The sequence below is a fragment of the Streptomyces sp. SCSIO 75703 genome (genome assembly GCF_036607905.1).
GTDB lineage: Bacteria > Actinomycetota > Actinomycetes > Streptomycetales > Streptomycetaceae > Streptomyces.
In genome coordinates, this window is the sequence record NZ_CP144555.1 from 6,111,466 (window position 1) to 6,123,262 (window position 11,797).

General features: G+C 72.3%; 11 protein-coding genes. 7 read left to right on the top strand and 4 right to left on the bottom strand.

Annotation, left to right across the window (positions count from 1 at the left end):
* Nucleotides 1-260 precede the first annotated feature (260 nt).
* Genes VM636_RS27050 through VM636_RS27070 form a run of 5 tightly spaced genes read left to right on the top strand, consistent with a single transcriptional unit; the run spans nt 261 to nt 4,868 of the window.
* Complete coding sequence (locus tag VM636_RS27050) at nt 261-1,118, top strand: ABC transporter permease (protein WP_078855609.1); 858 nt, start codon at nt 261-263, stop codon at nt 1,116-1,118.
* Nucleotides 1,115-2,011 carry an ABC transporter ATP-binding protein gene (locus VM636_RS27055; protein ID WP_078855608.1) on the top strand — a complete coding sequence of 299 codons (897 nt, stop codon included), beginning with the start codon at nt 1,115-1,117 and terminating at the stop codon, nt 2,009-2,011. The genes VM636_RS27050 and VM636_RS27055 overlap by 4 nt, the downstream gene beginning before the upstream one ends.
* Nucleotides 2,008-3,240: an alcohol dehydrogenase catalytic domain-containing protein gene (locus tag VM636_RS27060; protein ID WP_051821122.1), complete on the top strand. Its 1,233-nt coding sequence runs from the start codon at nt 2,008-2,010 to the stop codon at nt 3,238-3,240. Before VM636_RS27055 ends, VM636_RS27060 begins: the two co-directional genes overlap by 4 nt.
* Nucleotides 3,237-3,746 (top strand): hypothetical protein, encoded by a 510-nt coding sequence (locus tag VM636_RS27065; RefSeq protein ID WP_338485912.1) that lies wholly within the window; start codon nt 3,237-3,239, stop codon nt 3,744-3,746. Before VM636_RS27060 ends, VM636_RS27065 begins: the two co-directional genes overlap by 4 nt.
* Nucleotides 3,747-3,800: 54 nt before the next feature.
* The gene (locus VM636_RS27070) at nt 3,801-4,868 is read left to right on the top strand and encodes a PDR/VanB family oxidoreductase (protein ID WP_078855607.1); all 1,068 of its coding nucleotides are present in this window, start codon (nt 3,801-3,803) and stop codon (nt 4,866-4,868) included.
* Nucleotides 4,869-5,045: 177 nt separating this feature from the next.
* Here VM636_RS27070 and VM636_RS27075 read toward each other — a convergent pair whose 3' ends face one another.
* The 3 genes from VM636_RS27075 to VM636_RS27085 form a co-directional block, all read right to left on the bottom strand.
* Nucleotides 5,046-6,164 carry a DUF916 domain-containing protein gene (locus VM636_RS27075; protein ID WP_338485913.1) on the bottom strand — a complete coding sequence of 373 codons (1,119 nt, stop codon included), beginning with the start codon at nt 6,162-6,164 and terminating at the stop codon, nt 5,046-5,048.
* A 137-nt stretch (nt 6,165-6,301) separates the two neighbouring features.
* On the bottom strand, nt 6,302-7,846 hold the full coding sequence (locus VM636_RS27080) for a metallophosphoesterase family protein (RefSeq protein ID WP_078962587.1): 1,545 nt from the start codon (nt 7,844-7,846) through the stop codon (nt 6,302-6,304).
* 124 nt (nt 7,847-7,970) lie between these two features.
* Nucleotides 7,971-9,176 carry a HupE/UreJ family protein gene (locus tag VM636_RS27085; protein ID WP_338485914.1) on the bottom strand — a complete coding sequence of 402 codons (1,206 nt, stop codon included), beginning with the start codon at nt 9,174-9,176 and terminating at the stop codon, nt 7,971-7,973.
* Nucleotides 9,177-9,347: 171 nt separating this feature from the next.
* On the opposite strand from VM636_RS27085, the gene VM636_RS27090 reads away from it, so the two are divergent.
* On the top strand, nt 9,348-10,022 hold the full coding sequence (locus tag VM636_RS27090) for a hypothetical protein (protein ID WP_338485915.1): 675 nt from the start codon (nt 9,348-9,350) through the stop codon (nt 10,020-10,022).
* 94 nt (nt 10,023-10,116) lie between these two features.
* Nucleotides 10,117-10,344 (top strand): transposase, encoded by a 228-nt coding sequence (locus VM636_RS27095; protein WP_078962586.1) that lies wholly within the window; start codon nt 10,117-10,119, stop codon nt 10,342-10,344.
* 91 nt (nt 10,345-10,435) lie between these two features.
* Here the strand turns inward: VM636_RS27095 and VM636_RS27100 are convergent, their stop codons facing one another.
* Nucleotides 10,436-11,320 (bottom strand): neutral zinc metallopeptidase, encoded by an 885-nt coding sequence (locus tag VM636_RS27100; protein WP_338485916.1) that lies wholly within the window; start codon nt 11,318-11,320, stop codon nt 10,436-10,438.
* Nucleotides 11,321-11,797: the final 477 nt, after the last annotated feature.

Genomic DNA, 11,797 nt, shown 5'->3' on the forward strand with positions numbered 1-11,797 from the left:
ACCTCCGCGGAGACCGGACGACACACCCCGGCCCCTGCCCCCCCGGCTCCACCCCGCCCGGCACGCACAACCCCGGCCCACCACCGGGAACCGCCCGCAGCCGCGTCGCCGGGCCGGTCCGAGTACGCCCCGTACGAGGCCATCCCCGCGCTTCGCGACCGCAGGCACCAGACGCCGCGGGCCACGCGCCCTCCGGGCCGGCGGCGCCCTCTGTCACACAAGGCCCGGGCCACCACCGGCCCGGCCCCGAAGGAGTGCTCATGTCCCCTCCAGCCACGTCCGCCCCGACCCCCGCCACCAGCCCGGCCCCGGGGGCCGTTCCCGAAGGGGGCCCGCCCGTCCGGCGCGAGCGCCGGATCAGCCCTCGGCAGCGCGACCGCCTCCTCGCCGTCGTCACCCCGCTGGCGCTTCTGCTGGTCTGGGAGATCCTCGCCCGCGCCGGCGCCATCGACGCGCGGTTCTTCCCCGCGCCCAGCGACATCTTCCAGCGCATGATCGAGTCGATCTCCAACGGTGAGCTGTGGGGCCACACCTGGGCCAGCCTGCGGCGACTCTTCTTCGGCTTCTGGCTCGGCCTGGTGCCGGGCCTGCTGCTGGGCGTCGTCATGGGACTGAGCCGAGGCGTGCGGGCCGCGCTCTCGCCGCTGGTCTCGGGCACCTATCCGATCCCCAAGAGCGCGCTGCTGCCGCTGATCCTGCTCGTCTTCGGACTCGGTGAGATGTCGAAGGTCGTCATGGTCGCGATCGGCGTGTTCTACCCCGTCATCCTCAACACCACTGCCGGGGTCCTCCAGATCCAGCCGATCTACTACGACGTGGCGAAGAACTTCGGCGCCAAGCGGCTCCAGGTGTTCCGCACCGTGGCCGTCCCCGGTGCCATGCCCAGCATCATGACCGGCGTCGAACTGGGCGCCGGGCTGGGCCTGATCCTGATCGCGATCGCCGAGATGGTGGGGGCCGAGTCGGGCCTCGGCTTCATGATCTGGAACGCCTGGCAGCTCTACTCCGTCGAGACGATGTACGTCGGCCTGCTGGTCATCGCCCTCATCGGGTACGCCATGTCGCTGCTACTCGGCTCGATCGCCCGCGCCATCACCCCCTGGAAGGCCGACCGATGACGAACCAGAAGGGCATCACCACGCTGCCGGGCACGGAACCGGGCACCGCCGTGGACACCTCCGCCGCCACGGCCGCCCCGCCCACCGACATCAAGATCGCCACCCGCGGCCTGCGCAAGGAGTTCCGCTCCCAGGGGAGCGTGGTCACCGCGCTCGACGCACTCGACCTGGACATCCCACGGGGCCAGTTCTTCGTGATCGTCGGCCCCAGCGGGTGCGGCAAGACCACCCTGCTGCGCATCCTCGCCAGGCTGGAGGAGGAGACCAGCGGGCACGTCGAGGTGTGCGGGCCGACCGCCGGCCGGCCCGAGAACTCCCTCGTCTTCCAGGGCGACTCCCTCTTCCCCTGGATGACCGTCCGGGACAACGCCTCGTACGGGCTGCGCATGCGCCGCGTGCCGGAGGACCGGATCCAGGAAACGGTCGGCCACTACCTGGCCAAGACCGGGCTGACCCAGTTCGCCGACTGCTACCCGCACCAGCTCTCCGGCGGTATGCGCCAGCGCGTCTCCATCGCCCGCGCCTTCGCCAACGACCCCGACATCCTGCTGATGGACGAGCCGTTCTCCGCACTCGACGAGCAGAACAAGACACTGCTCCAGGAGGAGTTGCTGCGGATCTGGGAGGAGACCCGCAAGACGGTCGTCTTCATCACGCACAGCGTGGACGAGGCGGTGACCCTCGGCGACCGGATCATGGTGATGACCGCGCGGCCGGGCCGCGCCAAGGCGTTCTTCGACGTCCCCTTCGAACGCCCCCGGCACGTCCTCGAACTGCGGCAGCAACCGGAGTACGGCGAGATGGTCTACGACATCTGGCAGCACCTCCGCGAAGAGGTCGACAACAGCCAGGCCGCACCGCCGGCCCCCAAGCGCCGGAGGTTCCGGCGATGACGGCGGCCACTGCCCGCACCGCCCTGGCCGCCGTGGCCCTGCCCGGGGGCGGCACCGAAGTCCGCTCCTTCCCACTGCCGCCGAGCGGTGCGGACAGCGGGTTGCTGCGCGTGGAGGCCAGCGGCGTCTGCGGCACCGACGTCTCCCTGTACGCCGACGGGGTCGCCCGGCCGACCGTCCTCGGTCACCACGTCCACGGCCGGATCACCGAGATCGGCGATGTCGCTGCCCGCCGCTGGGGCGTCGCCCCCGGGGACCGGGTGGTGATCGAGGAGTACCTGCCGTGCCGGGCCTGCGGGCAGTGCGCCGCCGGACGCTACCGGCTCTGCCCGCGCACCGACCTGTGGCACGGGGGCCGCCGCGTCGGTCTCGTCCCGGCCGACGAGGAACCCTCGCTGTGGGGCGGCAACGCCCAGTACCTGTACCTGCCGCCGGAGGCCGTCGTCCACCCGGTGCCGGAGGAGGTACCGGAAGAGCTCACCGCGTGGACACTGCCGCTGGCCAACGCGCTCGACTGGGTACGGGGCGCCGGAGAGCTCCGGGCGGGCGAGACGGTCGTGATCCTGGGGCCGGGCCACCACGGGCTCGCCGCTGTCACCGCCGCCCTGCACGGCGGGGCCGGCACGGTCGTCGTGGCCGGGCTGGCACGCGACCGCGCCAGGCTGGAGATCGCCGCGGACCTGGGGGCGGACACCGTGGAACTCACCGAAACCGCGTCGGACTCCGGGCCCCGGGACCCGCACGCGGAACCCGGCCGGCCGGGGCCGGGGGAGACGGGCGCGACGGACTCGGGCACCGCGCTGCACGAGCACGTCGCCCGCCTCACCGGGGGCCGGATGGCCGACGTCGTCCTGGACCTCACCGGCTCCGGGGCCGCGACCGCCACCGGGGCGCTGGGGCTGCTCGCCCACGGAGGCCGGATCGTCGTCGCGGGCGGCAAGGGGGCGGCCTCCTCCCCTCTGGACACCGGGCTGCTGACCCGGCTCACCGCGACCGTCCGCGGGGTGCGCGGCCGGGCCCCCGAGCGGGTCACCCAGAGCATCCGGCTCCTGGCCACCGCCGGAGCGGCGCTGGCGAAGGTGCCGACCGTCCACCTGCCGCTGGACGAGGTCGGCCCGGCGCTCGACCGGCTGGCGGCCGGGACGGGGCCGCAGACCCCGCACGTCGTCGTCCGGCCGTGGGCCGACCCGCGGCCGGCACCTGGTCAAGAGCGAGAGGAAGACCGATGAACAGCACACGGCGCTCCTACGAGGCGAACGTCCTCGTCGTGCCGCTCGGTGCCGACGCCGTACGAACCCAGGAGGCGTTCGCCGGCCGCGGCCTGGACGGGGTGATGACCGTGCACGGCGTCACCGAACCGGCCCCGGCCGGCCACGCCGCCGCCAGGCTCGCCTGCGCGCCGCTGCACCGCGACGGCTGGCGGCCGCCGGCCACCGGACTCGGCGTCGACGCCCTGGTGGACGGGGCCGACATGGTGGTGCTGCTCGCCGCCGACCTGGCGGAGGTGTCACCGGCGCTCTGCCACGCGGTGGCGGACGCCGCCCGCGCCCGGGGCGCACTGATAGCCGCCCTGATCGTCGGCTCGGAGAACTGGGACACCCCGCGCGGCAACACCGCGATGGCCGCCCTGCGCGAGGCCACCGACATGCTCGTCGTGGTACGCGGCGTGGCGCTGGCCGCCTCCTTCCTCGACGTCCTGCGCGGTGGCGCCCGCGAACCCGCGGCAGCCCCGTAGTCACCCCGCGCCCCCAGAAACCGCCCACGGCCCGACGTCACGATTGCGATACCGATGACCGACGTGTTGAACCCTCCCCCGGCGCCGCTCGCCGCCGCCGACGCCCCAGCCGACCGCAGCGCCGACGGCAGCGAGGCGGTACGCGAACTACTGGTGCGGAGCACGACCTGGCAGGCCGACGGCGTGCTCTCGCTGCGCCTGGTCGACCCGTCCGGGGCTCCGCTGCCGCCCTGGCGCCCCGGCGCCCACCTGGACCTGGTGCTGCCTTCCGGCCTGGTCCGTCAGTACTCACTCTGTGGCAGCCCCGAGGACCGGCACGGCTACACGGTCGCCGTGCTGCTGGTCGGCGACGGCCGCGGCGGCTCCCGCGAGGTCCACGAGACGGCCCTGGTCGGCCGGACCGTTTCCGTCCGCGGGCCCCGCAACCGCTTCCCGCTGGTCGAGGCGGAGCACCACCTCTTCATCGCGGGCGGCATCGGCATCACGCCGATTCTGGCGATGGCGCGGGAAGTGAACGCCCGGGGACGGGACTGGCGGCTGGCATACGGCGGCAGGTCCCGGTCGTCCATGGCGTTCACCGAGGAGCTGCGGGCGCTGGGACCCGACCGGATCGCGTTCGTACCCCAGGACGAGTGCGGGCCGCTGGACCTCGACGCGCTGCTCGCCGATGTCCAGCCGGACACGGCCGTCTACTGCTGCGGACCTGAGGGACTGCTCGCCGCCGTCCAGCAGCGCCACCACGACAGCGGGGCCGCTTTCGCACTGCACTTCGAGCGTTTCGGCGCCCCGGTGACCGCCAGGTCGGCCGCGGACTCCGGCGGATCCGGCGCCCCGGGCGACGCGCCGGTGCCGGCGAGCGCCTTCGAGGTCGAACTGCGCCGCTCCGGCCAGGTGCTGACGGTCCCGCCGGACCGCTCGATCCTCGACACGATCCGCGAGGTGGCACCACAGGTGATGTCCTCCTGCGAGGAGGGCTTCTGCGGCACCTGCGAGACCCCGGTGCTGGAGGGCGTCCCGGAGCACCACGACACGCTGCTGAGCGAACGGGAGCGGGAGCGCGGAAAGACCATGATGATCTGCGTCGGCCGGTCGAAGACGCCCCGGCTGGTACTCGACCTCTGACCCGCCGGCAACGGCGTCCGCACCCGAGGCAGTGTCCCGCGGCGGTCCCGTCGAGCCACCGCCGGCCGCTGATCCCGCCCAGGGCGTACGGTCCGAAGCCCGACGTCGGCCTCGCCCCGCTGCGACACGGGGGTCCGGCCGCGGCCGGCCCCGTACCGCACTCGGCCGGGTGATCCGTCACCGGCTTCCGCGGGCTCCGGACCCAGCGTCGTGGTCGAGCGCTCCGACATGCGCGACGGCGCCTTCCGCCTCCCGGCCTGGGCCGTGACCGCCCTCGGCCTCGGTCGGCGCGACCGCGGTCGACGCCCCGCCCCGACGGCGGCGGCTGCGGTGAACCGAGCCGGCGGCCACCGACGCGCACAGGGCGACGAGGCAGAGCAGCAGCGTCCAGGGAACGGTCCAGGCGTGGGCCGTGGTCTTCGCACCGGCGAGCGGCGCGACCGAGCCGGACGCGTCGGTGAGGAGCGGGACGAGGGTGACCGTCCCCGTCGACCGCAGCGCGGGAGCCACGCCGCGGACCGGCACGGTGACCTTCCAGGTCTGGCCGGGGAGCAGCGCGGGCGAGTCGTCGATGTGGCCTGCGCGGGCCGTCATGGCCCCGAACGGGCCGGACAGGGACACTGTCTGACGTGCCGTCAGAATGGTGTTGCCCGTGTTGTGGAGGGTGTAGGTGACGGTGGCGTCTCCCTTGCCGAACGGATGCGCCGTCCCCGAGTACCGCACGCGCAGGTCCCGCACCGCGAGCTTCGGCTCGAGCGCGCCGCCCACGCGCAGCCGGATCCGGATGCCGAGGCGGCGGCCCGTATCGTCGCCGTCCGCCGGCGAGGTGACGATGCCGCCCATGTAGTCGCCGGGCGCGGCGTCGTGCGGCACGGTGAGCGTGAACGGCACCTTGACCGACCCGCCGGGCCGGACCGTCACGTCCGGTCGGTCCGTACGGACCCACGCACCCACGCGTGTCGACTTCGCGTCCTCGGCGACCAGGTCGAGCCTGCCGGCCTCGTCGGTGAACGCGTCGGCGGCGTACACGGCCAGCCGGAGCGGTGTGGTGCCGTGGTTGACCACGACGAGAGCGTCCTCGACGTGCCCGCCGGGATTGACGGTGTAGCCGTAGTTGGGCCGGCCGGAACCGAAGTCGTTGGAGGCCGTCCTCACGGCCCAGGAGACGTCGCCGTCCGCCGCCACCGCGGGTCCGGCGCCCGTTCCGAGGACGGCGAGCACGGCGAGCAGGGCCACGACGGCGGACCGGAGGAGGGCTGTGGCGGCAGTGGTGGTACGCGGTCTGGTCGGGCGCATCTGAGGGTCCTCGGACGAGTCGGGGCGGTGAGGGCGGAACGGGAGTGGGGCGGGCACCCGGCGGTACCCGCCCCACCGGTGGAGCGGACCGGAACGGCCGGGCACGGTCGGCGTCGGTGTCCCGGCGTCCGGGTCGGCTACTGGAGCCAGTCGGACGTGTCCGGGGCGGTGGTGGCCACGTCGGCGCGCTGGTCCCAGCCCTTGCCGCGGTAGGGGTGGATCACCACCCTGTCGACGGGGGAGCCGACCGGCTGAGCGGGGCCGGCGCCGTTGTCCGGGCCGCACCACTTCACCTTGTTCAGCTCCACGGCGGCGTTGGGTGCGACGCACGTGCCGCTGCGGAGGTTCTCGACGACGAGCTTGTTGTCGCGCACCTGGACCTTGACGTAGGTGCGGACGTGCTCCTGGTTCTCCACCGAGTTGGCCCAGTGGCTCTTGGGGTTCAGCGGGTCGGGACCGAAGTTGGGGTCCTTGTTCGTGTCGGGAGCGGTGAGGCCGTAGTACTTCGACCCCGACGCGGAGTTCGCCGTCACGTAGATGACGCCACCCGGGCCCTGGGCCACCTGGGCGGCACCGGGCTGCTCGCCCGGGTGCGACTTCTTGCCGTTCTTGAGCACGTAGCTGCGGGAGTAGGCGTGGTCGTGACCCTGCAGGACCAGGTCGACGCCGAGCTTGGAGAACGCGGTCGGGAAGTCCTGACGGCGCTGCTTGTTGTCGCTGTCGTTCGCGTGGGCGGCCGGCGAGTAGATCGCGTGGTGGTAGACGAGCACCGTGTACTTGGCATCGGCACCGTGGTTCTTGATGACGTCGCTGACGTACTCGACGTGCGCGGCGTCGGAACCGTTGGAGTACGCGTTGCTGTTCAGGTCGATGAACAGGACGTCCTTGTACGTGTACCAGTAGTTGCCGCCCGACCGGGTCGCCGAACTGCCGTTGTAGTACGGCGCGGAGCGGTCGGTGTTCGGCGTCCAGAAGTGCTGCTCGTACGCCTTGCCGCCGACGTCGTGGTTGCCGATCGTGGCGGCCCACGGGTACTGGCGCAGCTTGTCGGGCGCGAGGAACGCGTCCCACTGCGGCTCGGCGTTGGCGTGCTCGACCTGGTCACCACCCGACACCAGCAGTTCGGCGTTCGGGTTGGCGGCGAGGGAGACGTCCAGCGTGTCCTTCCAGCCGGCGCCGTCCTTGTCCACGTTGCCGGACGCACCGATCTGCGGGTCGCCGTAGAACAGGAAGTCGAAGTCGCCCTTGAACTCCTGCGTCTTGAAGGAGTACGTCGGGGACCAGCCGTCCTGGGATCCGACGCGGTAGGAGTACGTGGTGTTCGTGCGCAGGCTGTCGATCGTGGCATGCCCGTTGTAGCCGCCGTTGACGCTGTTCGCGGCGACGGTGGCCGGGAAGGTGACGGCGTTCGCGGGGAACTCGCCGGCCACGAGTGCGGAGGTCGGGGCGACCTGGACCACCTGGGCCGAGTCGGTCGGGGTGTACCAGGACACGACGCGCTGCGACGCGTTGGCGCCCACTCCGAGGACGATTCCGGTGGGCGCCGAGGAGGTCTCGGCGTATGCCTCGGTCGTCAGACCGCTGCCGAGGGTCGTGGTCACACCCAGGAGCACCGTGGTGGCGCTCAGGGCTATCCGGCGACGGACGAGCCCAGTCCTCTGGGGTCCCTTGTCGAGCTTCATCGGCTTCCGTTCGTTCGAGAGCTGGGGGGTGGCATAAGAACCTGGTAAAAGTCACATGAGCGCGTGACGTCCTGATGAACCAGGGTGAAGCGAACCGTTCCGCTTACCCGAAGACCGACTGCCGTCAGCTCTCGAACACCCGCTGCGCGAACCACACCAGGCCCATGACGGACACACCCGCCGCGACCGCCGCCGTCGTCCACAGCCCCCCGGCCGGCCGGCGCCTGCGCAGCAGGGCGAGGGCGGGGAAGACGGCCGCCACGATGGCCAGTTGCACGACTTCGATGCCCACGTTGAAGACGAGCAGTGACCACAGGAGCGTCCACGACCGGGACTGGTCGATGCCCAGCGCGGAGGCGAAGCCGAGCCCGTGCACGAGGCCGAAGCCGAACACCACCGCGAGCCGCGTCCAGCCCGCGCGGTCCAGGCCGGGCCGGCCGCGGTCGGACGTCCCCAGGTCGGTGGCGTGGGACCGGCGTCGCCACAGCCGCCACAGGTGCCAGCCCGCGACCACCGCGATCGAGAGCGCGATGACGGGTTCGACGAACCACTCCGGAACCCGCACGAGCCCCAGGGCGGCCAGTACGAACGTCACCGAATGCGCCAGTGTGAAGGTCGTGGCCGCCAGCACGATCTCGCGCAGCCGGCGCGAACCGACGACGAGCGCCAGCAGGAACAGGATGTGGTCGAGCCCGGTGAGCAGGTGCTCCGCTCCGAGCCGGAAGAAGGTCCAGGACCGCTCGGCCCCGGACTGCCCGGTGGAGAACGACCGGTGCTCGGCGTCGAGGGCCGTGCTCCCGGACGTCAGGTCGAGGTCGTAGGTGACGATCGTCTTGGTGTCGCGCACATAGCCCTCGGAGTCCGGGAACAGCCCGCTGCGCACCTCGTGCGCCTCGGCGGACGGCGGGCACTGGTAGTCGATGACCAGCAGGGCGTACGGAACCCCCTCACGTCGCTCGATCGTGAAGCCGCCGTCCTGGACCGGGGTGCACGCCCGGCCCCCGGTCGTCACGCCGAAGCGCCGGGTCACATAGGCGACGACCGAGTCGGCGTGGTCGTCGAGCGCCGCCGCCTGGTCCTTCGCGCCGCCGTCGTCGAACGCCGCGGTACCCGCCCGGAACAGCGGATCGTCCTTCTCGTGGTCGGCGGCGGAGACGACGAGCAGGTCGTACTCCAGCCGGAGTTCGGCACGGACGTGCCCCGCCTCGGGAGCGGTGAGACCGGCGTACACGGTCGAGCTGAACCCGTGGGCGAGCGCCGGCACGGCGCTGAGCAGGACGGCCGCGACGATGACGGCGGCGCAGGCGCGACGCCCGGCTGCGGAAAACATGGGACTCCTCTTCGGTCGGCGCACGGAATCTGCTGGACCCGGATGAACCACCGGTGGCGCGTGCGCGAACCGAGGCGGAAGCAGGCTCGGACAAGTCGGCTCACTGGCCGAAAACCGCACGCCATGAGGTAGGAAGTAGGCGCACTCACACCACAACGGAGGACGATTCCCATGCGCTCTCGGCTTCTGCCCGCCCGCACGCTGGTCGCGGCAGTGGCGACCGCCGTACTGGTCGGCGGATGCGGCTCGGGCGACGACTGGTCCCGGCCGCGCCCGAAGCCGAGCGCCGTCGGCACCCTCGGCGCGGGGTTCGTCGAGCCGTCGGCACCACCGACTCCGGAGGCGACGATCACGCCGCGGCCCGGCTCCTGGGACGAACTGCGGCCATCGGAGGACTACCGCGTGGTGCTGCTGACCGCGGGCGAAGACCGTCAGACCAGGACGCTGGTGAGCGCGGTGAAGGAATGGGCCGAGGAGGTGCGCGCCGACCTGAGGACCGTCACCGCCACGAAACCGGACGAGTTCGTCCCGCGCATCAGCGACGCGATCGCCATGCGGCCCGACCTGATCGTCACCGCCGGCAACGACCTCATCGACCCCCTGGCCCTGGTCACGCCCCACCACCTCGACCAGCAGTTCCTCGTGGTCGGCGCCGAGCTGGCCGAGCCGACGGCGAACGTCACCGCCGCCGACTGGACCGGTGCCTCGTTCCGGGGCGAGGGACTCGGCATGTCCTCGTCGTACGACCCGGCCAGCTTCACCTCGGAACGGGCCGGGCGCGCCGTACGGGCCGGCGCCGCGGCGGTGCTCACCGGCCTGACCGGGATTGTCGTCTGGATCGACTGATGAGGGCGTGTCGCGAGAGCCGGCCCTGGTCGTGAGCGATCAACCGCCCTGAGGGGGTGATCCGACGGACGAACAGCGGGCCCGGCTTGAGCCCTTGCTGCCACTGGGCGAGAGGCCGGGCCGTCCCCCGGTGTGGACCCGGCGGCCGTTGCTGGACGGCACACGGTGGCGTGCCAGGCCCGGTGCCCCGTGGCGCGGCGTGCCGGAGCGGCAGGGGGCACCAGGGGCCGGGTCTACGAACTGGTCCTGCGCCGGCAGCGCGACGGCGCCGGTAAGCGGATCTTGGAACAGCCGCCGGCCGGGGCCGACGCGCGGGGCCTGATCACAGGGGACGTCGTGGACGCCACCCCGGCTCAGGAGGTGCGACGGCCGTGGGACCCGGGAGAGAACCGGCCGGGGGCCCGGCGGCGCGGTCAGACGGCGCCGGTGAAGGTGTCGCAGCGGGCCGGGGAACCCGTGGTGTACCCGGTGGTGAACCAGTGGACCCGCTGCCGCGAGCTGCCGTGGGTCCAGCTCTCCGGGTCGACACGGCCCTGGGTGCGTTCCTGGATGCGGTCGTCGCCGATGGCTTCCGCGGCGTCGATGCCCTCGCGGATGTCGGAGTCGGTGAACGGCGCCTTGAAGAAGCCGGTGGTGACGGCGTTCTTGGCCCAGGCCCCGGCATAGCAGTCGGCCTGGAGTTCCAGCCGGACCGAACCGCTGTCGGCTCCCGTACGGTCCCGGCCGGCGCGGTCCATGGTGCCCAGCAGGTTCTGCACGTGGTGTCCGTACTCGTGGCCGATGACGTACGCCTGCGCGAAGGGCCCGCCCTTGGCGCCGAAGCGGTCCTCCAGTTCCTGGAAGAAGCCGAGGTCGAGATAGACGCCGCGGTCGGCCGGGCAGTAGAACGGGCCCATGGCGGAGGTGGCCCGGCCGCATCCGGTGCTCCAGGTGCCGGACACCAGGGTGGTTCCGGCCTTGCTGTAGGTCTGCTGGAAGTGCTCGGGAAGGGCGCTCTGCCAGTAGCTCTGGATGCTGTTGACGACGCCCACCACGCGGCACTTCTCGGACTGGTTGGCGTCGCTGCCCTTGCGGCACTTCGCGTTCAGGTTCTCGCCCGGCTGCGAGGCGGCGGAGTCCGAGCCGCCGCCGTTCAGGAGATTGGTCGGGTTGACGCCCAGGAACATGGCGACGACCAGGACGACGACGCCGACGAGGCCGCCGCCGATGGTGAGCCCGCCTCCGGGTATGCCGCCGCCGCTGCTGCCGCGGTCATCGACCTGGGAGGCATCAAGATCCACGTCGTCGCGGAATTCCATGGGTGGTCCGTCTCCTGGGGGTTGGTGATCGCCCCCATTCTGCCCGGTGCCGCGGACCGGTCGCACGGAGGGAAGGCACTGCCGGGCGTTTCGGGGGCGGCGCCGCCGGATTCCGGTGTGCGCGGGTGTGCACCCGGGGGACTCCGCGGACGAACCCGGGACGGTGCGGTCCCGGGCCACCTGAATTCCATGGACCCGGGGCACACCGCAGTCCCCGCGCGAATCGCCGGCATGCGCCGGGACCAGACGGTGGTGGTGCCGGCAGCAGTCCCGCCCAACTACCGGTCCACAACCGCAACCCCGAGAGATTCGCGAAGCTCCGCCCGAAGTGCGTTCATCGGGTGGGTGGCGCTGTACTTCCACCCGTGTACGGGATCCCCGCCTTGCGTAACGTGTTGGGGCAAGTGCCGTGAACTCGCGCATTGGACGTACCCTGCATCACAACAGCAACGACGATGTCTTGCGGCAACAGCCCCA